Annotated in this window: 14 protein-coding genes; 11 read left to right on the top strand and 3 right to left on the bottom strand. The window is 25.5% G+C overall.

Annotated features, from left to right (window positions below):
• Positions 1-33 precede the first annotated feature (33 nt).
• Positions 34-2,970, bottom strand: a complete 2,937-nt coding sequence (locus QMD25_00375) for an AAA family ATPase (protein ID MDI6860459.1) — start codon at positions 2,968-2,970, stop codon at positions 34-36.
• Positions 2,971-3,056: 86 nt separating this feature from the next.
• Here QMD25_00375 and QMD25_00370 point away from each other — a divergent pair, with 86 nt between their 5' ends.
• The 4 genes from QMD25_00370 (at position 3,057) to QMD25_00355 (ending at position 9,328) form a co-directional block, all read left to right on the top strand.
• Positions 3,057-3,743 (top strand): nuclease-related domain-containing protein, encoded by a 687-nt coding sequence (locus QMD25_00370; GenBank protein MDI6860458.1) that lies wholly within the window; start codon positions 3,057-3,059, stop codon positions 3,741-3,743.
• Between the two features lie 77 nt (positions 3,744-3,820).
• On the top strand, positions 3,821-4,333 hold the full coding sequence (locus QMD25_00365) for a hypothetical protein (protein ID MDI6860457.1): 513 nt from the start codon (positions 3,821-3,823) through the stop codon (positions 4,331-4,333).
• A 48-nt stretch (positions 4,334-4,381) separates the two neighbouring features.
• The gene (locus QMD25_00360; protein MDI6860456.1) at positions 4,382-5,215 is read left to right on the top strand and encodes a stalk domain-containing protein; all 834 of its coding nucleotides are present in this window, start codon (positions 4,382-4,384) and stop codon (positions 5,213-5,215) included.
• 3 nt (positions 5,216-5,218) lie between these two features.
• Positions 5,219-9,328, top strand: a complete 4,110-nt coding sequence (locus tag QMD25_00355; protein ID MDI6860455.1) for a stalk domain-containing protein — start codon at positions 5,219-5,221, stop codon at positions 9,326-9,328.
• Here the strand turns inward: QMD25_00355 and QMD25_00350 are convergent.
• Positions 9,303-13,595 (bottom strand): pre-peptidase C-terminal domain-containing protein, encoded by a 4,293-nt coding sequence (locus QMD25_00350; GenBank protein MDI6860454.1) that lies wholly within the window; start codon positions 13,593-13,595, stop codon positions 9,303-9,305. The genes QMD25_00355 and QMD25_00350 overlap by 26 nt on opposite strands.
• 313 nt (positions 13,596-13,908) lie before the next feature.
• On the opposite strand from QMD25_00350, the gene murJ reads away from it, so the two are divergent.
• From murJ to QMD25_00315, 7 genes are read left to right on the top strand one after another with little or no spacing between them, the layout of a single operon-like run.
• Positions 13,909-15,468, top strand: coding sequence for a murein biosynthesis integral membrane protein MurJ (murJ, locus tag QMD25_00345; GenBank protein MDI6860453.1), 1,560 nt, complete (start codon positions 13,909-13,911; stop codon positions 15,466-15,468).
• Entirely contained in the window at positions 15,455-16,354 is a 900-nt protein-coding gene (locus QMD25_00340; protein MDI6860452.1) for an LCP family protein, read from the top strand. The genes murJ and QMD25_00340 overlap by 14 nt, the downstream gene beginning before the upstream one ends.
• Positions 16,335-16,745, top strand: coding sequence for a hypothetical protein (locus tag QMD25_00335; protein MDI6860451.1), 411 nt, complete (start codon positions 16,335-16,337; stop codon positions 16,743-16,745). Before QMD25_00340 ends, QMD25_00335 begins: the two co-directional genes overlap by 20 nt.
• A complete protein-coding gene (locus QMD25_00330) occupies positions 16,738-18,033 on the top strand; it encodes an O-antigen ligase family protein (protein MDI6860450.1) in 1,296 nt (431 codons plus the stop codon). The genes QMD25_00335 and QMD25_00330 overlap by 8 nt, the downstream gene beginning before the upstream one ends.
• A complete protein-coding gene (locus QMD25_00325; protein ID MDI6860449.1) occupies positions 18,030-19,100 on the top strand; it encodes a glycosyltransferase family 4 protein in 1,071 nt (356 codons plus the stop codon). The genes QMD25_00330 and QMD25_00325 overlap by 4 nt, the downstream gene beginning before the upstream one ends.
• Positions 19,097-20,380, top strand: a complete 1,284-nt coding sequence (locus QMD25_00320) for a hypothetical protein (GenBank protein MDI6860448.1) — start codon at positions 19,097-19,099, stop codon at positions 20,378-20,380. Before QMD25_00325 ends, QMD25_00320 begins: the two co-directional genes overlap by 4 nt.
• Positions 20,380-21,675: a nucleotide sugar dehydrogenase gene (locus QMD25_00315; GenBank protein MDI6860447.1), complete on the top strand. Its 1,296-nt coding sequence runs from the start codon at positions 20,380-20,382 to the stop codon at positions 21,673-21,675. The genes QMD25_00320 and QMD25_00315 overlap by 1 nt, the downstream gene beginning before the upstream one ends.
• On the opposite strand, the gene QMD25_00310 is transcribed toward QMD25_00315, so the two are convergent.
• Entirely contained in the window at positions 21,672-24,035 is a 2,364-nt protein-coding gene (locus QMD25_00310; protein MDI6860446.1) for a phosphoketolase family protein, read from the bottom strand. The genes QMD25_00315 and QMD25_00310 overlap by 4 nt on opposite strands.
• Position 24,036 lies beyond the last annotated feature (1 nt).

Raw genomic sequence — 24,036 nt, 5'->3', positions numbered from 1 at the left:
CTTAAATTGAATTGAAATTTTGTTACAAATTTGTTACAAAATTTTGGAATTTTTAATTATTTCGTCTATGTCTATATCCCAATTTGTTTTATATTTTTCATAAAATTCTTTATAAATTTTTAAATACTCAAATTTTTTCTTTTTTAACTTCAAAAGATCAAAAAATCTTTTTAATATATCATCTTGAAATGGATCAATTTCTAAAGATTTTTTTAGTAAATTAATTGATTCTTCGATTTTGTTTTCATTTTCTAAAATAAAAGCCAACCGATTCAGTAATTTAACATAAAGATCTTCTAACTTATTTGTTTTATAAATAACAAAGTCTTTATATCTATCTTCATACAAAAATTTTCCTTTATAAATATCTAATGCTTCAAGAATTTTTTGTTTATTATTTTCCTCAAGACCTTCATTGCCTAACTTTTCAAAAATATAGAAGTCAATGTAAAATTCATCAAGATTAAGGTATATTAAGTCTCTCTTTTGAAAAAGAATGTATGGCTTTTTTGATTCTTTATCGAGTATTTTCCTTAGTATAGAGAGAGAAACTCTGAGATTAATTTCTCTTGTTTTTGATGGTAAATCTAAAAAGAGTTCCTCATAAATTTCGTCTTTAAGCGCTTTCCCACCTTTTATAAGTAAATATTTAAAGAGATTTTTTACTCTTTCTCTTTTCCACTCCTTATCTTTAATTTCAATTCCATCTACTATGAGTTTAAATGTTCCGAAAGTTTGTACAACATAACATTTTTTAAGATCACTTTCGATCTCTTTCAAAATTAAATTAGATAAATCTTTATCAAAATTAGACTTTATGAAAAAACCATAACCATAAGTTTTAATCATTTCTATGATTTTTTCTTTATATATTTCCTTTTCTGCAGGAAAATTGAGTGGGTTCAAAAAAAGATAAAGATAGGTTTCAAACAAATATAAATTTGCATTTAATTTTTCAAATATTTTTGCTGCTTCTTTTAAATGTTTTTTTGATTCCTCAAACTTTTTAAAACTAAAGTATATTCTTCCTAAATTTAGATTTGATTGAGCAATAAAAAGACTATTTGATAACTTATTTACAATTTTATAATCCTCCATTGCATAATATATAGATTTATCAAAATCACCCAATTTTTCATATAACATAGAGAGAATATATAAAACTCCAATTTTTCTTGAAGGATCTGGAGACTGTTCTGATAAAAGTAGAGCCTCTTCTAAACAATTTTTTGCTTTATTGAACTCTTTTTTTCTTATATAAATAGTCCCAAGTACTCTTAGATTAAATATAATTTTTAATTTATTATCTTCTTTTCTTGCAAATTTCAAACCATGAGTAGCATATTTTTCTGCTAAATTTAAATTTCCTAAAATAAGATTTATATATCCAATATTTCCAAATATAATAGGATCACCTGGGATATTATTTTTATTCATTAAATATTCTATTTTTTTGAAAGTTAAATCAAATTCATGAATCATTCCTCTTGGTTCATATAAACCAACAGCCATATCATTAAGAAGTTTTATTTCTCTATATACCTCTTTTGTCTCTTTTGCTAATTTTATTGCTTTATTTATATATTTTTCAAAATCTTGAATTTTTTCAAGAAAAAAATTAACAACAGCCAAGAGATGCATTCTCTTTATTTCAAGGTTGTTTTCAAATTTAAATCTTTTTAGCAATTTTAAACTTTGTTTATAATTTCCGAGTTTATATAGAAGTTCCCCTTTTGTAATAAAATAAAATTTTTTGAAGTCTAAATTTAAATTTTTAGTATTAATTTTTTTAATTAAATTTTCCGCCTCTTTTAAATTTCCTCTATTTTTTTCAATCTCTACTTTTATTAAAAAGAGATCATCATCAAAAATATTTGTTGGTAATTTATTTAAATAATTCTCAATTAAATTAACTTCATCTTTTACAAAAAGTTGTCTTCCCCATCTCTTTATAACTTCTTTTGCTTTATAAAATTCGTTATATTTGAAATATATATTTAAGGAATCTATAAAAAGGTTATTATTTTCATATAATTCTCCTATTTTAAAAGCAAAATTTTTTTCTAATAAGCCAAATTTTTTAATTAGAATCTCTTTTAAAACAGGATGAATTTTGAAACTATCATCTACCTCTTCTATAAAAAGATTTTTAGAAACAATTTCTTTAATAATTTCATAAATATTTGAGTTGTAATTTTGAATGATATATTTATTTAATGTCTCATTTAAAGTAAATATTTTTAATGCATCACTTTCTTTATCACTTAATTTTGATAAGATTTGTTCATCAAAAAATTTCTCAATAAGATTTAAATCATATAATTTTAAATCTCCTTTGTAATATTTTGATATAAGATTTAAATATAAAATCCAACCAGAACTTTTTTTATATATTTCATCTAATTTTCTTTTATCTATTTTTATGTTATAAAATTCAAAAAACTCTTTTATCTCTTTTTCATTTAACATCAAATCTTTATCATCTATTATTCCAACTTCAAATTTTAAAATCAGATCATAAAATTTTTCTTTTAATTTATATCTTGATGCTAAAATAAACTTTATATTTTGGTTTGTATTTTCAATTAATTTTTTGATGAGTTCAATAGATTCTTTGTTTTCATAAATAAAATGGACATCATCTAAAATGATGATAAACTCTTCTTCATAGTCTTCTAAAAGATTCAATATAAAATTTAATTTATCTTTCTCTGGTATAGAAAAATTATCTTTTGTTAATTTTCCTAATAAACTATTTAAGAAAAATCTAAAATCCTTTTGTTCTTCATTAAAAGAAAAATATATAAAGTTATCTTTTGATTCAAAAAGTAATTTTATTAAAGTAGTTTTTCCTGAACCTGCTCTACCTTCAATAAAAATTAATTTTTTATCTAACAAAAGATTTAATTTATCTAAAATTCTCTTTGTCTTAAAAACTTTAAAATTAAAAGAAGATCTAATAGTTTTCATTTTAGTTTATTACTTTTATTTTATTACAAAAATTAAAATATAATTAATGTTAGATATTATCACAAATTTAATACGGAGGCCAAAGTATGACAAACGAAGCAGGAAAAAGTTTAAAAAAAATGAGAAAGAGAGTCTTGAAATTAAGTTTTAAAAATTTTATTATTGGTTCAATTATCTTTATAGTTGGAGTAATTCTAGTCACTCAAAAAGTATCCTTTTTAAAATCATTAGGAGGTTTCACTATGGTTTTAAGTTTAATTTATTATATTTTTGGTAATTTTCAATTAAATAAAGTAGATAGGATTGATTATGGTTATAAAGGCGAAATAGATGTAGCAAAAGTTTTAAATGAACTTCCAAAAGATTTTAAAGTGATAAATGATATCAATGTTGAAGATAAATTTAACATTGATCATTTAGTAATTGGACCAACTGGCGTATTTGTAATTGAGACAAAAAATCATAAAGGAGTTATTACAAATATCGGAGATACATTGTTGATCAATAATAGATTGTTTGAAAAAGACATAATAAAACAAACTTTAGATGAGTCATATTATATAAAAGATAAAATAAAGAGTTCATTAAATTTAAATATTTTTGTTAAACCTGTTATTGTTTTCGCAAATCCAAAAGCTTATGTTAAGTCTTATGAAGTAAAAGGTGTTAAAACTATTTCAATAAGAATGTTAAAGAGTTATTTATTAAATCAAAAAACAAAAATAGATTCAGATTATATTGAAAAAATATACAATTTATTTAAAAATTTTTAAAAAGTGTTATAATAGGCAATAAGTCGATAAATCAAAAATTTGAAAAATTTTTGATTGAAAATATTTGGAGGATTATTATGAATGAAAAAATTATTGAAGTAATTCCAGCCAACTGGAAAAAAAGTATGTTTAAACAAGAACCTTGGGCACTTATTATTACAGATAGAAGATTATTATTTGCAAAGTGGACTCAGGAACTTTTTAAAAAAGAGTCTGAAAAAAGAAAAGAAGAAACAAAAGAGGCAGGAGGAGGAAAATTAAAACAATTTTTTTCTCAGATGGGAACAAGCTTTACATATTATAAGAAATATTATGAGATGACACCAGATGAAATTATTAATGAACATAATGAAAACTTTGCTCTTACACCAGAAGATATAGTAAAAGTTGATATGAAAAAAGGAAGGGGCAAGGGTGGAGCAATAATAAATGTAAAGGTTGGAGTAAATATTGGTGGAGGTGGAGATATAGATGATCTAGAAACTCCTCATGAACTTATAATTACAACAAAAACTGGCAAAATGGTTTTTACATTTAATACAAATTTTGGAAAAGTAAGAGGTGCTCTAAATCAAGCCTTTAATGTGTAAACTTGACCAAATTTAAAAAATAAAATATAATTTATTTGAAATAAAATAATGAAAAAATTAATAATTTTCTTATTAATTTTTTTATATTTTTTAAATTTAAATTTTAATTTTAAAATTTTAGACTCTCACACCTTCCAATTAAATTATGAAATAATTTTACAACTTAATTCAGAATATATGATAGTTAATGGTATTAAAAAAGAGATAGACCCTGGAAGAAGAACAAAACCTATTTTAGTTAAAGAGTGGGGGAGAGTTGTTTTGCCTATAAGAAGTATAATTGAAAATTTAAGTGGTGAAGTTTTTTGGTATCAAGATGAGAGAAAAGTAAAAGTAGTTCTTGATGAGAATATAATTGAACTATGGATAAATAAACCACAAGCAAAAGTTAATAATGAAATAAAGTGGATTGATGAAAATAATCACTCTGTTATGCCATTAATTATAAATGGAAGAACTATGCTTCCTATTAGATTTGTTGCAGAGAATATCGGATGTAAAGTTGAATGGATAAATAAAGATAAAATGATTATAATAACATATAATAAAAAATTTATTTTGAATTATAAAAATGAGGTTAATTTATCTTTTAATCTTGAGGAACAGGGAGTATATAAAATAAAAATTAAAAATCCATTAAATGAGAAAATTAAACTAAAAATCACACTTAATACAATTAATAAACCAAAGAGTTGGTTTTCAGAATTTTGCATAAAAGATGTATGTTTTTTTAATGAGGCTGAAATTGAGTTAAAAGAGAAAGAAGAAATTGAATTAGAAATATATTTTTATATCAGAGAAAGGGGATTTGGAGAATTTATTTTTTGTTTAAAATATTTAGATTATATGGAATGTATAAAATTTAATATAAATGGAGGTTAAAATATGAAAAAATTAATTTTATTTCTACTTTTAACCTTTTTAACATTAACATCTTTTTTAAATTTATCTCTTGGAATTGAAAGTGGAACAAAAAGAAAAGTTCTTCTTGAGTTATTTACTGCAACTTGGTGTGGCCCATGTGCTAAATATGGACCTTATGCAGATGAAACATATAATATTTATGGTTCTGATAAAGTAATTTTATTGAGAAATCAAGTTTGGAATGATGGATTAGATACAGAAGAAACAAACAATAGATGTAGTTTTTATGGAGTTGATGGTGTTCCAACTTTATATGTTAATGGAAAATATGAATATCATCCTGCAAATTATCAAGATTATAGAAAAAAAATTGATGATATTTTAAAAACAAATTCTCCAATTTCAATTAAATTGAATCCTATTATCACTTCTGGTGCAACATTAGGAAACCTATATATTACAATTGAAGTTCTTGATAATATTAATTTAAAGGAACCTCATCTTTTAGTTACTCTTTATGAAAAATTAGTAAACTATGAAGGGCCAAACAAAGAAAAAACTCATAAATTTGTTATTAGAGATTATATTTATGATGATGCTGGAGAGGTTTTAAATTTAAAAAAGGGTGATATTTTAAAATTTAATTTTCCATTCAAGTTAAAACAAAATGTAAATCCAAACGATTTTGGAATTGCAGTTTGGATTCAAGATTTTCAAACATTAGAAGTTATTCAGGCTGAGAGTAGTAACATAAATATTATTTCAAATTTGACTCCTCCAGTGATAATATCACCGAAAAATCAACAAATATTTGTAGGTGATCCTTTAATTAAATTTTTATCAAATAGCAAAAAAATTAAATTTCAAATAAGTGATAAAGAAGATTTCTCAAATATTTTAGTTGATCAAGAAAGCGAAACAAATGAATATGAATTCAAATTTGCAAAAGAAAAAGTGACTTATTATTTAAGGGCAAAAGCAAAAGAAGAGTATAAAGAGAGTGACTGGTCAGATATTGTTGTTTTTTTGAAAGACTCAAGTAAAAAGATCTATTCATTTATTGATATAAATTATAATTTATATGGTGGAAATTTAACTTCAATTGTTCAAGATCCCAAAAATCCTGATATTTTATATATAGGGAGTTATGGTGGAGGAGTTTATAAATCAATTGATAAAGGAAAGACATGGTTTAGAGCATCTTTTGGGCTTGAATCCCTTTATGTTAATTCACTTGATATAGATAAAAATAATACAAATATAATTTTAGCAGCAACAAATGGTGGAGTTTATATATCTTTTAATGGAGGAAACTCTTGGACAAATTATGGTTTATCAAACATCAAAAAAATTAAAATTTCCTATGATAGCACAACAATTTTTGCATTATCTTCTTATAATTTATATAAATCAGGTGATTATGGGAAAACATGGATAGATATAACACCAAAATTTAGTGATTATAATTACTACTTTCTTGAATTTTGTGTTGATTTCAAAAATAAAGATATAATTTTTTTAAGTGGTTACTTTTATAATGATAGCAAATCAAAGTTATTTAAAACAAATAATGGTGGTTCATCTTGGAGTGAGATTAAAATAAATTTATCTAAATATAGTGATATAGACTCTATAATCATTGATCCAAATAATTCAGATATTATTTATTTAGCAACTGATGGAGATGGATTATTTAAATCAAATGATGGTGGAAAAAGTTTTAATAGTGTAAATTCTCCATATAAATGGTTAGAAAAAATAAAAATAAATTCAATAAATACAAATATTTTATACTGTAGTTCTTATTCTCAATTGTGGATAAGTAAAAATAATGGAGATAGTTGGATTACAATATATAATAGTTCAGATAATATACGAGATTTTATTAATGATTTTCAGAACGAGGATTTTATCTACTTAGTGAAAAATTGTAATGAGGGGTTATTCGTATCTGAAAATAATGGTTTATCGTGGAATGTAGCAAATATTGGTATAAACTCAAACAAAATTTTAGGTATTTCAAATTTTAAAGATACTTTTGTTCAGACAAATAGTGGTTTATATAAACTTGAGGAAAAAAATTGGAGTAAAATAAATAAAGAATATAGCAATTATGGAAATTTATTTATAAATATTAAATATCCTGACGAATTTTATTATTTTAATGATTATAATGTTTATTATTCCAATAATTCAGGAATTAGTTGGTTTGAACCAATTTATCCACCAGAGAATACTTATATTATTTCATTCACTGTTGATTTTGGTAATAAATTAATATATGCTATTGTTTATAATTGGGAGAATAGAAAATTTATACTTTATAAAGTTAATCTATTCAATGAATGGCAAAAAATTGAGCCACAAAACTTACCTTTAAATTATCCACCTTATAATATGTTTATTACAATAGATCCAAACAATCCCCAAATTTTATATATTGGGATGGAAACATATTGGGATAGAGATTCAAGCGGAAATTGGGTGATCAAGGGAGGAGGTCTTTATAAATCAACTGATTCAGGAAAAAATTGGAAATTGATCTCTTTGAAAGAGATAGGTATTTATAAAATTTTTATTGATCCAAAGGATAGTAAAAATGTTTATGTTTCTACAAATAAGGGTTTTAAAAGATCAAATGATGGAGGTTTAACTTGGAAGAATTTGTTTAATGAAAATGTTGATACAATGACTTTCCATCCAAACAAACCAGTTATTTTTGCAAATAGAGGAAGAAATTTAATAAAGTCTGAAGATAATGGTTTAACTTGGAAATATATAACATGGGATTACTCAATTAACTTTATTAAATTTTCAAAAATAACCTATCTCTCAATTGATATTAATGATCCAAACTCAGTATATATTGGCACTGATGGTTGTGGAATTTATAAATACAGTGTATTAGAGACAGAAAAAGAATTAGTTCCACCTTCTTCTCCTACTCTGGATTATCAAATAAAAGACAATTCTATTTTACTTAAATGGACTAAATCTCAAGATGGTTCTTATCCAGTTTCAGGTTATTCTCTTTATAAGAAAAAAGAAAATTTCGATTGGTACCTTTTAAGAAATTTTAGTAAAGATACTTTTGAATATGAAGATTTCGACATTGAGCCTGGAAAAACATATTCATATTATATCCAATCATTTGATACTCAAGGTAATCTTTCAGAAAAATCAAATATAATAACTATTAATATAACTCTTAAAGACACTACCCCTCCTCTCTTAGAAATCACTTCTCCTCAAACAGAAACATATCTAACAAATAACTCTAAAATAACAATATCAGGAAAAACAATTGATAATGAATCTGGAATAAAAAAATTATTGATAAACAACAATGAAATTCCTATAAACCAACAAGGATACTTCAATTATCAAGCAAATCTTAATGAAGGAGAAAATAGTTTCTTAATAATCTCAACAGATAAAGAGAACAATGAAACAAGAAAGATAATTAAAATAATCTGTGATCTTACCCCTCCTCAAATTTCAGTTAATATACCAAATGAGACAAATGAACCAACTCTTCTTATATCTGGTTCAATAGTAGATAACATTTCTGGAGTAAAATATCTTAAAATCAACAATATTAACATCTCAATCTCTTTAGATAATAAATTCTCATATTCTTTAAATCTATCTGAAGGAACAAATAATATTCTAATTGAATCAGAAGATAATGCAGGGAATAAGATAAGTAAAAAATATACAATAAAATATATTAAGAGAATTACTATTATATTACAAGTAGGAAATAGATACATAAATATTAATGGTCTAGATAAAGAGATAGATGTTGCGCCAAAAATAATAGAAGGAAGAACTTATCTACCAATAAGATATATAGTGGAACCACTTGGTGGTGAAACTTTATGGGATTCTCAAGAGAAAAAAGTTACAATTTTATTTAAAGATATTTTAATTGAACTATGGATAGGAAAAAACATTGCAAAAGTTAATGGATTTAATACACCAATTGATCCAAACAATCCAAAAGTTACACCTTTAATTGTTAATGGCAGAACAATGCTTCCAGTGCGTTTTGTTGCAGAAAACCTTGGTTGTGATGTAAGTTGGGATCCAATAACAAAAACAATTAAAATAATATATCCGAAAGAGTAATTTTATTATTATAACAGAGAAAATCTCTACTCTTTTTATTTAAAATATAAGTTATTATAATAAAATTTTTATTTATGTATAAGATTTTATTTAAATTTCCGCTATAAAACCATAAATAGTTTTCTACAGACCAACCGTAATATGTATTATTATTATACACCCATAAGCAATACCACCACCAATAATTATCTGCAAAAATTGGACCACCCACAACTAAACCGTAATAGTTTGGAGGCAATGTAATTATAATTGAACCATTTAAACTTGGAGAAGATCTTACATTTAAATTTGCTGTTGTCTTTACTAAAACACCAACATAAATATCTTTTTCATTTGAAGGTTCACTTTCACCGGCAGAATTTACAGCAGTTACTTTATAAAAATATTTTTTTCCAAGAGTTACACCCCAATCCCTAAAATATATATCTTGAGAATCTATATCTTTTATAAATACATAAGATCCATTTTCTTCTTTTCTATACACTTTATATTTTATTATTGACGAGCCGCCATCATTTGACGGTGGGCTCCAAGAAATTTTAATACCCGCTTTTCTTGTTGTTTTATCATAAACTACTTCAGCAGTTAAATTTTGAGGAGGTGATGGTTTGGTTATTTGTACATCTTTCACTAAATAACCATGTTTCTCACAATCAGTAGTTATATCCTGATTCCAAGTAGTTGTTTTATAACCACTTTTAGATGCTGTAAAAGTCCAATTACCAGGAGCTCCTGTTATTTTCACATAACCATTTGAATTTGTTGTTTGGTCAAAATAGTTACCTCCTCCGTCTTTACCAGTTACTCTAGCTCCTGCTAAAATAGGACCATTTACACTATTTTCATGAATATAAAGTGTTAGTGTAACATTAGGTGTCACATTAGATTTTATAATCACGCTCCATATATTAGACCAGGGTCCCCAATTACCACTATTATCACCTGCTCTCACTTTCCAAGTAACTGTTTCTTCAATATTAAGGGTAACAGTTATATACAAATTAGTAGTGGTTGTATCTAATGCAATTTGTCCTAAGTGATTGTATAGTATAAATTCATATTTTGTTGCATTATTAACTGAACTCCATTTAAAAGTTATATTACCAGGTGGTAGCGTTACTCCATTTGCAGGGCTTAATAATTGAACCTGTCCAAGTGTCACATTAGATTTTATAATCACGCTCCATATATTAGACCAGGGTCCCCAATTACCACTATTATCACCTGCTCTCACTTTCCAAGTAACTGTTTCTTCAATATTAAGGGTAACAGTTATATACAAATTAGTAGTGGTTGTATCTAATGCAATTTGTCCTAAGTGATTGTATAGTATAAATTCATATTTTGTTGCATTATTAACTGAACTCCATTTAAAAGTTATATTACCAGGTGGTAGCGTTACTCCATTTGCAGGGCTTAATAATTGAACCTGTCCAAGTGTCACATTAGTAGTAGAAGAATAATAAGCCACAAGTGTTACCCCAGAGTACGCTTTATAACCATGAAGCATTATATACCAATCGCCTAACTGAGGATTGTTTATTTCAACCAATTCATCATTCCCATTTAAATATGGTCTTTTATCATAATTATTTAAATCAGGAATTGAACCATATTTAACATAAAGATCTACATCCCCTGAGCCACCTGATGTTTTTATTACAAGTTTAGATGAACCTGATGGAACAGTAATTTTAAAATATTTCTTACCATCTTTACTATCAGATAAATTAGGTATAGGGGTATTATTGGAGAGCGTTGTTATTTGTATTTGATTTTGAGATACTACATTTATATTTCCAGTTATATCAATATTTGTTGGTGTTCCATACAAACATTTTACTCCAACTTTATACCGATAATTTCCACTCAAACCTATAGGTGGTGAGATTATTAAATTAAATGTTTTATTTGTGCCACTTATAATGTCTCCAAGATCTACATTTGATATTGTTAACCAGTTAGGACCTTCTATTTTCTCAATAGTAACTTTTACTAAATTTCCATTGGATGCTGATACATTAAATGTTTGATAAGTTGAAGTTCCAGAATTAACCGTTGGTGACCAAGATGGTGGTGATACTGACATAATACCATAATTAGTAGTAGAAGAATAATAAGCCACAAGTGTTACCCCAGAGTACGCTTTATAACCATGAAGCATTATATACCAATCGCCTAACTGAGGATTGTTTATTTCAACCAATTCATCATTCCCATTTAAATATGGTCTTTTATCATAATTATTTAAATCAGGAATTGAACCATATTTAACATAAAGATCTACATCCCCTGAGCCACCTGATGTTTTTATTACAAGTTTAGATGAACCTGATGGAACAGTAATTTTAAAATATTTCTTACCATCTTTACTATCAGATAAATTAGGTATAGGGGTATTATTGGAGAGCGTTGTTATTTGAGTTGATATATTTGAAGTAGTTGATATTGCTCTTATACCAATAACTGAATTGGGCGGTCCATCATTTTTAGTAATACCAATTAATATTAAAGATATAATTTTACCAAAATCATCTTTCTTATATTCAACAATTGATTGAACTGCAGACCAACTTGAACCTATTACACCTAAAGGTGCTATTACAGAATCGGGATCAAGAGTTATAAGAGAAAGTAATGTTGTTTGAGTTGATAAAAATAATTTAATATTATTTTTTTCTTCATTAGAAAGATTTGAATTATCTATAATTCTATTTCCATAAGTAATTATTGTATTTTTTATACCTGCTTTTATAGCCATTATAACAGCAGCAGGACAAGATATTGGTATACTTACAGGTTCTGAGACACAAGCAGTAATAGCAAGTGCAACTGCAACATTATTTGCTGGATTTTTATTAAAATTTTTCATCCAATCATCTAAAAAGGGTAATATATTAGTAAATAAAGAATCTCTCATTTGATTAGAATTAGGTCTTGGTACACTACCACATTTTTTGCTATAAATAATATTATCTTCAGTCAAATTTGAATAAGATCCTAAAGTAATTTTTATATTGGGTAAAATTATTTCATTATCATTAGAATTGCAAATTTTTGTATTATTAGTATTATATAAAGAATAATAATTTTTAATATTAATTGTATAAAAAATTTCATTAGTAATATTCGAATAAAATTTAAAAGTATATATACCTGGTTCAATAATAGAAGTAATATATGTTTTAGTAATAGTTCCATCTATATTCGTTATTCCAAAAATACCACATTGTTGCATAATTGGATCATCACAATATATTTTTACATTTGGGATACCTTGATTTTTAAAATCAACAACTTTTGCAGTTATAGTTAATGGATAACCTTTAATTTGGCTTGTAAAATTTGAGGATATAAATAATTGATATTTACGAGGCATAGAAGGATAAAAATAATAATTTTTATTATTAATAGTTTTTTTTTCTTCATTTTCAAAAATTTTTTCATAATATTGATCAGTATATTTAAATTTTATTTTATTTAAAGAAATAGCAGAAATAGAATAATTATCTGTCTTTGTCCAAACTTCAAAATGTAAATGAGGCTTATCTGCATTACCAAACTTGTCAATAGTACCTAAAATTTCACCACTATTTATATCTTTCTCTGTATAAATTTTAATATAATTTTGTAAATTACTAAATTTCCCATTATTTATAAAACATTCTATTATTTTTGATTTTATTTTTTCTTTAATATACTCAAAAAACTTGGGATCTATTTTTAAATGAACATAATAAGTTCTAAGGTTTGAACTTTCATCTTCAACAAATAATTCCATATCTATATAATAAATTTTATTATCTTTTTTAAATTTAAATGAACCCTCTGGAAACTTATTAATACTTAATAAATTATCGTTTTGTTTAATTATTTGAATATCATCCCATTTTCCTCCTTGATATTCGTTTTCATTTTTTGTAAATTGTACATATAAATTAATATAAACTTTACCTTTATTTGAAGATAAAACTTCAATACCTGACTCACCCTCTCTTTCATATATATATATATTTGGTTTATTATAATCAGGCTTAAAATAAAAATCAACTGCTTTGTCCTTAGTACCTTCTTTATGGTTATCATATGTTGAGGGATGTAAATAATATTTCGTAAAATCCCATGGAGGTCGTAATATAATATATTCTATATTATCATTTTTTTTTGCAATAACAGAATTTTTAGTATTTTCTGCATTAATAAAATAAAAATTAAAAGTTATTAAAATTATTAATAATATCAAAACAAAAATTAATTTTTTATTCATTTTATACCTCCAATGTTTTATTTTAAATATTTTAATAAAATTTTTAAAATTTGTCAAGCAAATATATAAATCCATAACATATTTGAAAATTTAAAATAATCTATCATATATTGTGTCATCTGATTTGTGATTCTGATTTGTAATTAATAGATGCTCGTTTTATCTTTTAGTGTTATAGAATATTAAATAATTTATATTAGGTTTTTATATTATTTGACAAAGGGGGAGAAATTGAATAAAATTTTATGAGTGATGAATAGAGAGAAAAAGATATTGATTATTTTTATCCAAAAATTTTTGGAGGAAGTCACTTTTGAGAGGTAAAAGGTTAATTTCAATTAGTTTCATAATGATTCTTATCACCCTAATTACAAGAATTTTAGGCTTTATAAGAGAAGAAGTTATTGCTTATTTTTTTGGTACAACCTTTCAATCTGATGCAATTAAAATTTCAACATACATTCCTTTAACAATCTCTCACCTTCTTGTGGCAGGACTTTTGTCTGCAATATTCATTCCTGTTTTTACAGATTTTCTTATTGAGAAAAAAGAAAAAGATATGTGGGAAACTTTCAATATCTTGTTTAATGTTATTGGAATTATTTTTGTTATTTTATCATTTTTATTTTTTATTTTTTCAAAAGAGCTAATTCATCTAATGGCACCACATGCAAGTGAAGAAATGAAAACTTTAGCAAATTCTTTATTTTTATATCTTATACCTCAAATGTTAATTCTTGCATGGGCATCACTTTTTAGTGGATTTCACAACACTTATGAATCTTTTATAATTCCTGGAATAGGCGGTGTCCTTTATAATATTTCAATAGTTGCATCTCTTATTTTTTTAACTAAATTTTATGGTCCATATGCAATTATTTATGGTGCTATAATTGGTGCAATACTCCAACTTTTAATACAAGTTCCTTTTGTTATAAAAAAGGGTTGGAAATATAAATTAATATTTAATCTAAAGAATCAATATGTAAGAAAAATTGGAATTCTTGCAGTTCCAATTTTAATAAATTCAACTTTTGGATATATAACTCCAATTTTTGAAAAATCAATTGGTTCATATTTTGGCGAAGGAGCAATATCTTCGCTTGATTATGCTTTTAAAGTATCTCAACTTCCTCTTGGAATTTTTGCTTTCGTTGTATCATTAATAATCTTTCCAACACTTTCTCAACTTGTGTCAAAAAAAGAGTTCGAGAGACTTTCAAAAACAATACAATTTGGTTTAAAATTTATTCTTTATCTTATGATTCCATCATCAGTTGGTTTAATTTTATTTTCATATCCTATTATAAGACTTCTTTTTGAACAAGGCATGTTTACTGAAAACGCAACAAAAGTTGTTTCATCTCTTCTTATTTTTTATTCAATAGGTCTACCATTTTGGGGTATGACATCGCTTCTTGTAAGAGTTTATTATTCATTTAAAGACACAATAACACCAGTTATAATAAGCATCATAACAATTATTATACAGATTTCTTTATATTTATTAAACTCAAAAATAATTGGTCTTTCAGGAATTCCGCTTGGAGCATCTCTTGCAAGCATATTTCAATTTATTCTTTTATTTGGAATTTTATTTAAAAAACTTAAAACATTAAGTTTAAAAGAGTTTTTAATAAATTTTATAAAAATTTCAGCATACTCTCTAATAGCAACTTTAATTTCCCTTTTAATATCAAACTATTTAGATAAAAATGGTTATACAATTTCAAAATATGGACAACTTATGCAAGTTGGAATAGTGATTTTTGTAACACTTTTAATATATTTTTCAGTATTATATTTTAAAGATTATAAAAGTTTAAAGTTAGAACTTGATAGAATTAGAGGTGGAATAGATGAAAAAAGTTAAAAAGATATTAACTATTATTTTAATAGTTTTAATTGTTTTAATTGTGTCATTTATTGGTTACACATATTACATTTTATCTTCAATAAATCCAAAGGTTGATGAAAATGATGAAAATATAGTTCCTCCAAAAGAAATTGATTGGAGTAAAAAAATTAATATTTTGCTTGTTGGAATAGATCAAAGATATGAAGATGAGATGTCAAGATCTGATACTAATTTACTTTTATCTATTGATCCAGTCAATAAAAAGTTAGTTCTTATTTCTCTTCCAAGAGATTCTCTTGTTACACTTCCAGGTTATGAAGGAGATGAAAAATTGGCTCATGCTCACTCTTATGGAGGAGTTCCACTTTTAATTAAAACAGTAGAATCTATTTTAAGTATAGAAATTCCATATTATGTTGAAGTTAACTTTGAAGGGTTTGTAAAAATGATAGATTTAATTGGTGGCATAACAATTGATGTAGAAAAAGATATGGATTATGAATCTTATCTTGGAGATGTAAAAATTCATCTTAAAAAGGGGTTGCAACATTTAAATGGCGAGAAAGCACTTGAATATGTTAGATTCAGAATGGATGAAACTGGAGATATTGGAAGAATGGAGAGACAACAGAAATTTATAAAGGCACTAATAAAACAAGCACTTGGACTTTCAAATACTTTAAGACTTCAAAAGGCTTTACTAGAACTTAAAAATTGGGTTAAAACGAATCTTGAGCCAACTCAAATAATAAAATTGGGTCTTATTGTTAAAAATATTAAGGAAGAAGACATGATATCTTTTACTCTTCCAGGAACTATTGATTGGAAAAACGGTCTTTCATATTATATTTTAGACTATGATAAAATAAAAAATATAGTAGATGAATACCTTAAAGATTAATGAAAATTTAAGAAATTTAATAGATGAGAGTTTTATCAATAAATTTTTGACACTTTTAGGAGAGTTATACAGTGAAAGTTTTATATCAAAGGTATTTAATTTAATTAAGGATTTTTATTATGAAAGTTTTATATTTAAAATTTTAAAAAAAGAAGACGAAGATCTCTCTTTAAATTTAAATATTTTTAAAATTAAATATAATGGTAATTATAAAAGTGTTTTAATATTTTTTATAATCTTATCTATTCCATATATTTTAAAGATTCAATCTTTTATGATAAAACTTTTACTTCTTTTTCTTTTGTATTTTATTTTTATTTCTATTTTTATAAATGAAGATTTAATAAAGAACTCTTTTATCTTTAGATTATTTGGCGGCAAGAATGATTGAAATAGGAACAATTTTTTTCACCTTTTTAACAGTTATTTCTTTTTTAATTAAACCTCAATTTGGATTTGTTTTTTCGCTACCACTTCTTTTTTACTATTTTCCATATAAATTTTTATTTTATTTAATTCCTTTCTATCCTCTACTTGATTTTTTTATAAGAAACTCTTTTCCCCCATTTTCATCTATATGGGATGAAGCCTTCATTTTTCTTTTAATTTTAATTTTTTTACTAAGATCCAAAACTCAAAAGATAAAATTCACAGAAATTATTTATCCAGTATTTGTTTTTCTTTTTGTTCTTCTTTTATCCTCTTATTTTACAAAAATTGATACAAGAATTGCTTTCGATGGAATAAGAAGTTATCTAGAAATGTTTCTTTTCTTTTTAATTGTAGTTAATTTTATAGATGATAAAAAGGATGTTGAAATTTTCATTAATTTATCATCAATCTCACTCCTTTTTCTTTCTCTTTATGGAATTTATCAATATATTGCAAGAGTTCCAATTCCTTCGTCTTGGGTTGACAAAGATCTTGAGGTTACAATTTCAACAAGGGCATATTCAATTTTTGGTTCACCAAATGCTTTTGCAGGATATCTGATTCTTTTAATTCCTCTTATATTTACAATGTTTCTTTCAGAAAAAAAACTTATTAAAAAATTATATTATCTTTTTGTTCTTGGTTTATCTTTATTTGCTCTTCTTTTCACATTAACAAGGGCAGCACAAATCTCAATTATATTTTCATTTTTACTTTTTACCCTTTTGTATAAAGATAAAAGATACTTTCTTGTTTTAATATTTTTTATTATAATTGCATTTTCCATACCCCAAATTAGAATTAGATTTTTAAATCTTTTATCTCCAATTTATCTTGAAAAAGCAAAAACTTATGGGAGACTTTTTAGATGGAATCTTGCAATAATGATTTTCTCATTAAAACCAATTTTTGGTGTTGGTCCAGGTGGATTTGGAGGAGCAGTTGCAAGTAGGTTAGGAATGTTTGAAGGTCTTTATGTTGATAACTACTATTTAAAAACACTTGTTGAAACAGGATTTGTTGGTTTTATATCTTTTATTTATCTTATTTTTTCAATTTTAAGAAAAGGAGTTTCAAATTTGATAAACTTAAAAAATGAAAAAGAAAAGATGATTTCTTTAGGGATTTTTTTAGGTTTAGTTGCGTTTTTCTTAAACAATATTACAGAAAACCTATGGGAAATTCCAATATTAAGTGCGACAATGTGGAGTTTAGTTTCTATTTTATTTTCATTTAAAAAAGAATGAAAAAAATTGGAATTTTTATAAGTGGTGGTGAAAAAGGGGGGTCAAGATATCAAGTTATGTCTATAGCAAAAGAGTTAAGAAAAGAATTTGAATTTGTGTTTTTTAATTTTTATAAAGGGGTTCTTTTTAATGAAATAAAGGAGAGTGGTTTTAGACAATACTTATTTAAGGAAATTTTAAATTTTAAAGAAATAGGAAAAGTAGTAGAAGATGAAAGACTTGATCTAATTCACACTTATGGTTTTAGAGGAAATTTTTATGGAAGAGTTATATCTAAAAAATTAAATATAAAATCTATTTCATCTTATACAAGTTTTATGAATGAAGATTATAGCACAAAAATTAAAGGTCTCTTTTTTGAAAAAATTGATGATCTTACTCTTAAAGTCGCAGAGTTGATAATTGTTCCTTCTAATTCATTAAAAGAATATATTTTAAATAGAGGATATAAAAAAGAAATTAAATTAATTAATCTTGGTATAGAATTAAATGATAATTTTTATAAAAAGGAAGATTTTGGTTTGAAAAAAAGTGATTTTGTTATTGGAACTGTTATGAGGCTTGAGAGAGTAAAAAATCCACTCTTTTTAATTGAAATCTTTTCTTTGATCTCAAAAGAGATTAAAAATGCAAAACTTATTATTGTTGGAGATGGTTCTTTAAGAAAAGATGTTGAAAGGAGAATCGAAAAGTTAAATTTATCTAAAAATGTTCTTTTGCTTGGATTTAGAAGTGATGTGAGAAAAATTTATGGAATTTTTGATGTATTTGTTCTTCCATCAATTAAAGAGGGTTTTTCAATCGTGACTCTTGAGGCAATGTCATCTTCTCTTCCAGTTATCACTTTTGACTCCTTAGGTGTAAGAGATATTGTTGAAGATGGAATAAATGGATTTATAATAAAAAAGTTGAATAAAGAGGATTTTGTTGGAAAGATATTATATTTTTTAGATGAAGATAAAAGAAAGGAGTTTGGAGAGAGAAATAGAAAAAAGGTATCAGAAAAATTTACAAAAGAAAATATGATTGAAAAAACATTTAATGTTTATAAAGAGGTTATTAGATGAAAAAAATTCTTTTTGTTTCATTTTTTTCTCCCCCAATTGGAAGTGGTGGTGGTGAAAGAGTCATAAAACTTTTAAAATATATAAAAGATTATGAAAAATATCTTTTAACAAGCGATTATCCAACATATAAATATAGAGATGACTCTTCAAGAATTCCAGAAGATGTAAAGGTGATTAGAGTTAAATTTAAAGATCCACGAATTTTTATACCTAAATTTTTATATAGAGTTTTAAAAAGAGAAAAAAAGGAAGAGAAAGATATCTTGGATAAATATAGAGTATTAAAGAGTTCTCTTTTAACAAAGTTAAGATTAAAATTATTTATCCCAGATGATAAGATAAAATGGGTAAAAGATGCTTTTAAAGAAGCAAAGAAAATTATTGAAAAAGAGAAAATTAATATTGTTATAACATCTGGTCCTCCACACTCAACTCATCTTATTGGTTTAAATTTAAAGAAAAGAATAAATATTAAATGGGTTATGGATCTAAGAGATCTTTGGTCTGAGAATCCATTTATAGAATATTCTCTATCATCAAAAATTAAAAATAGAAAAGTTGAAGAAAAATGTTTGAAAGAGTGTGATTTAATAGTTGTTGTAACAGAATCATTTAAGAAAGTTTTACTCAAAGAGTTTGCATTTCTAAATGAAAATAAGATAAAAATTGTTTATGGAGGGTTTGATAAAAAAGATTTTGAAGTTGAAAGTAAAAAATTAGATGGTTTTTCAATCTCTTACATTGGAAGTTTTTACTCTTTGCAAACTCCAGTTTTCTTTTTAAAAGCATTTCAACTTCTAATCAATGAAAATGAAAAATTTAAAAAAGATGCAAAAGTTTATATACTTTCGCCATTTGAAGAGAATGTTAAAAAAATTGTAGATGAGATGAATTTAAGTGATTTTGTTAAAATTTCTGGGTTTCTTCCACATAAAGATGCAATAAGTTATATTCTTGGATCAAGCCTACTTTTCTTATTCCTTGGAAGAGGCGGTGAGGTAACTGTTCCACAAAAAACTTTTGAATATTTAGGTAGTGGAAGAAGAATAATTGCACTTGTACCAGATGGAGAGTGTAAAGATATTTTATCAAGATGTGGCGTAAAAGATATTGTTGAACCCGATGATGTTGATAAAATAAAGGAGACTTTGAAAAAAATCTATTTAGATTATTTAAATGGAGTTGAAGTTAAATATAATAAAGAAGAGATAGATAAATTTTCAATGGAAAACTTATCAAAAATTTTTATAGAATCTTTAAAAGAAGGAGGAGTTCTTTAATGATTTCTGTTTTTGGTCTTGGCGCTGTTGGTCTTCCACTCTCGCTTATTTTAAGTATGAAGGGTCTTAAAGTATATGGAGTTGATATAAATAAGAAAAGAATTGAAGATATAAAATCTGGAAAAACTTCACTTTTTGAATTTTATAATGATAAAAGCATTGATGAGATAGTTTTAGATGAAATTAAAAAAGGAAATTTTATTCCAACAATAGATTTTAAAGAAGCAATATTAAATTCTGAAATTATTATGATAACAATTCCTCTTCCTTTAAAAAGAAACAAAGAGATTAATTATGATTTTTTAATTAATGGAATTGAAAATATTGGGAAAAATTTAAAAAAGGATACTCTTATTATTTTAAGAAGCACAGTTCCAATAGGCACAACAAGAAAATTGGTTTTACCCCTTCTTGAAGGTTATTCTGGATTAAAAGTTGAGAAAGATTTTTATTTATCTTATGTTCCTGAAAGAATGGCAGAAGGAAAAGCGTTTGAGGAATTAATTAATATGACAACATTGATTGGTGGTATAGGAGAAAAGAGCATTGAAAAAACCCTTAATTTCTTTAAGTCAAACTTTAATGGAGAATATCATATTGTTAACAAAGTTGAAATTGCAGAAGCATCAAAAATAATTGAAAATCTTCAAAGAGATTTAAATATTGCTATGGTAAATTCTTTAGCAAATATTTTATTAAATATGGATATAATTCCAAATGAAGTTATTGAGGCTGCAAAAACTCATAAAAGAGTGAAAAGTCTTCTTTCTCCTGGACTTGGAGTTGGAGGTCATTGCCTACCTTATGCTTATTACTATTTAAAAGAGAGCGTAAAAATAAATAAAAAAGACCTTTCTATTTTTGAATTAGGAAGAAAAATAAATGATAATATGCCAAAAAGAGTTTTAAAATTGATTATTGATAAATTAAATAAAAAAGGAAAAGATCCTAAAAATTCAAAACTTGCTCTTATTGGTCTTGCAATGAAAGATTATTCAAAAGATACAAGAGAGAGTCCATCTTTAAAATTTTTAAAAATTTCAAAAAAATATTTCAAAGAGATAGTTGCTTATGATAATATGGTTGAAATTGATCTAAAAGAAAAAATAAGTGATTTAAATTTAGCAATTAAAGATGCAGATGTTGTTGTAATAAGTGTAATTCAAAAAGATTATGAAAATTTAAAAATAGAAGATTTAAAAAACTTTATAAAAAAAGATGCTTTAATTGTTGATATAAAAGGTTTATTCAACAAAAAAGAACTTCAAGAAAATTTTGATTCAATTATTTTTTAACTCTCTTTATCTATTCCATTTTTATATGCATAATCAAGTGCTTCTATTTGCATGTCTTTTAATTTGTCTTTTAAATTTGCACCCTTTTCCCTAATTTTTTCTACTCTCTCAATAACATCAATTGCGATACTATATCTATCTATTTGATTTAAAATTGCAAGTTGAAGTGGAGTTGTAATTCCTCCTCTTCCTTTTAGAAATGAGGCAAGATATGATGAGTCAATTCCAATTTTTCTATTTTCTCTATATCCTCTTACATGTAGATTCTTGTGATTTGTTCTTCTATAAGTTAACCTATGAATTAACCATGGATAACCGTGAAAATTAAAAATTATTGGCTTATCTTTTGTAAAATATGAGTCGAACTCTTTATCACTTAGTCCATCTGGATGTTCTGAATTAGGGGTTAGAGTAAAAAGATTTAAAACATTAATAAATCTAATTTTTAAATCTTTAAAATTCTCTTTTAAAATATTTACTGCGTATATTGCCTCTTTTGTAGGTATATCACCACAACTTGCAATGCAAACATCTGGTTCTTCATTTGGATAAGTTGATGCAAAATCCCAAATTCCAATACCTTTTGTTGCATGTTTTTTTGCTTCATCAATTGTAAGATATTGAGGGTGTTTTTGTTTATCAATAACTATAATATTAATTCTGTTTGTTGTTTGAAGTGCATGCCATACAACCCATAAAAGAGTGTTTGCATCTGGTGGAAAATAAACTCTCACAACATTTGGCCATTTATCCACAATTGAATTTATAAATCCTGGATCTTGATGAGTAAAACCATTATGATCCTGCCTCCAAACAACAGATGTTAGGAGTAAATTTAAAGATGAAATTGGTGCCCTCCAAGATACATCAGTTGATATATCAATCCACTTGCCAAATTGATTAACCATAGAAGAGATAATTTGAGAGAAACCTTCGTAAGTGTTTAAAAAACCATGTCTTCCTGTTAAAAGATATCCTTCAAGCCATCCCTCAATAGTGTGTTCTGAAAGATATTCCATAACTCTACCATAAGGTGAAAGATATCCTTCATCTAAATCTTCTGGAAGAGTTTTTGCCATCCAAACTTTTCCAAATTCAAAAGTTGCATCTAACCTATTTGATTTTGTTTCATCTGGTCCAAAAACTCTAAAATTATTTCTATTTAAATTTATCACCTCTTTTAAAAATAAACCAAGAGGTTTTGTATTTTCAAATGTGTCTTTAACCCTTTCTTTTACATCAACTTTAAAATTATAAACTTCTGGTAAAATTAAACTTTTTCGAATTAATCCACAATTTGTAATCGGATTTGCACTCATTCTTTTGTTTCCTTTTGGTGATAACTCTTTTAAATCTTCTCTTAAAGATCCCTTCTCATCAAATAATTTATTTGGTTCATAACTTAAAAGCCACTCTTCTAACTTTTTTAAACTTTCTTCATTTTCTTTTGCGTCTTGGAATGGAACTTGATGTGATCTCCAATACCCTTCAATAAAGTAGTTTCTATATTTTTTTGGAGCAGTAATACCTTTAGGAATTTTTAAAATTATCATAGGATATGGATATCTTTTAGGATTTCCACTTTTTCTTGTTGAATCCCAAATTGAAAAAATTTTTTCAATTGAATAGTCCATTGCTTTAATCATTTTTTCATGAAGATCTAATATTTCTACTCCTTCCACTAAAATAGGTTCATATCCATAACCTTTGAATAAAGACAAAAGTTCTTCATTTTCAATTCTTGATAAAACAGTTGGATTATTTATTTTATAACCATTTAAAAGTAAAACTGGTAAAACCATTCCATCTGTAACTGGATTTAAAAATTTATTTGAATGCCATGAAGTTGCAAGAGGCCCTGTTTCTGCTTCTCCATCACCAACAACAGTTATAGCGATAAGATCTTTATTATCAAATACTGCGCCAAATGCATGTGAGAGTGAATATCCTAACTCTCCACCCTCTTGAATTGATCCCGGAAGTTCTGGTGTGCAATGGCTACCGAAGCCTCCTGGAAAAGAAAATGCTTTAAATAGGTTTTTAAGACCTCTTTCATCTTGACTAAATTCAGAATAAATTTCACTTAAGGTTCCCTCAAGATAAACTGGCGCAATTACACCAGGTGCGCCATGACCAGGCCCTGGAATGAAGATAGCATTTATCTCATATTTATTAATGACTCTATTTGAGTGAACATAAACAAAACTTAAACCTGGACTTGCTCCCCAATGTCCAAGTAATCTATTTTTAATATGTTCTTTTCTTAATGGCTCCTTTAGAAGAGGATTATCCTGAAGGTATATCATTCCTGCTGCTATATAACAACACGCTTTAAAATAATCATTAATTTTATTAATCATC

The organism is Caldisericia bacterium (assembly GCA_030018355.1).
Lineage (GTDB): Bacteria > Caldisericota > Caldisericia > B22-G15 > B22-G15 > JAAYUH01.
The sequence above is the reverse complement of the archived record's forward strand: the minus strand, read 5'-3'. Positions and strand labels throughout refer to the sequence as shown.

Coding starts and splice junctions, on each gene's coding strand:
- QMD25_00330 (MDI6860450.1), top strand. CDS start 16,738: ATGATTGAAATAGGAACAATTTTTTTCACCTTTTTAACAGTTATTTCT.
- QMD25_00375 (MDI6860459.1), bottom strand. CDS start 2,970: ATGAAAACTATTAGATCTTCTTTTAATTTTAAAGTTTTTAAGACAAAG.
- QMD25_00370 (MDI6860458.1), top strand. CDS start 3,057: ATGACAAACGAAGCAGGAAAAAGTTTAAAAAAAATGAGAAAGAGAGTC.
- QMD25_00360 (MDI6860456.1), top strand. CDS start 4,382: ATGAAAAAATTAATAATTTTCTTATTAATTTTTTTATATTTTTTAAAT.
- QMD25_00355 (MDI6860455.1), top strand. CDS start 5,219: ATGAAAAAATTAATTTTATTTCTACTTTTAACCTTTTTAACATTAACA.
- QMD25_00310 (MDI6860446.1), bottom strand. CDS start 24,035: ATGATTAATAAAATTAATGATTATTTTAAAGCGTGTTGTTATATAGCA.
- QMD25_00320 (MDI6860448.1), top strand. CDS start 19,097: ATGAAAAAAATTCTTTTTGTTTCATTTTTTTCTCCCCCAATTGGAAGT.
- QMD25_00365 (MDI6860457.1), top strand. CDS start 3,821: ATGAATGAAAAAATTATTGAAGTAATTCCAGCCAACTGGAAAAAAAGT.
- QMD25_00315 (MDI6860447.1), top strand. CDS start 20,380: ATGATTTCTGTTTTTGGTCTTGGCGCTGTTGGTCTTCCACTCTCGCTT.
- QMD25_00335 (MDI6860451.1), top strand. CDS start 16,335: ATGAATACCTTAAAGATTAATGAAAATTTAAGAAATTTAATAGATGAG.
- QMD25_00325 (MDI6860449.1), top strand. CDS start 18,030: ATGAAAAAAATTGGAATTTTTATAAGTGGTGGTGAAAAAGGGGGGTCA.
- QMD25_00350 (MDI6860454.1), bottom strand. CDS start 13,595: ATGAATAAAAAATTAATTTTTGTTTTGATATTATTAATAATTTTAATA.
- QMD25_00340 (MDI6860452.1), top strand. CDS start 15,455: ATGAAAAAAGTTAAAAAGATATTAACTATTATTTTAATAGTTTTAATT.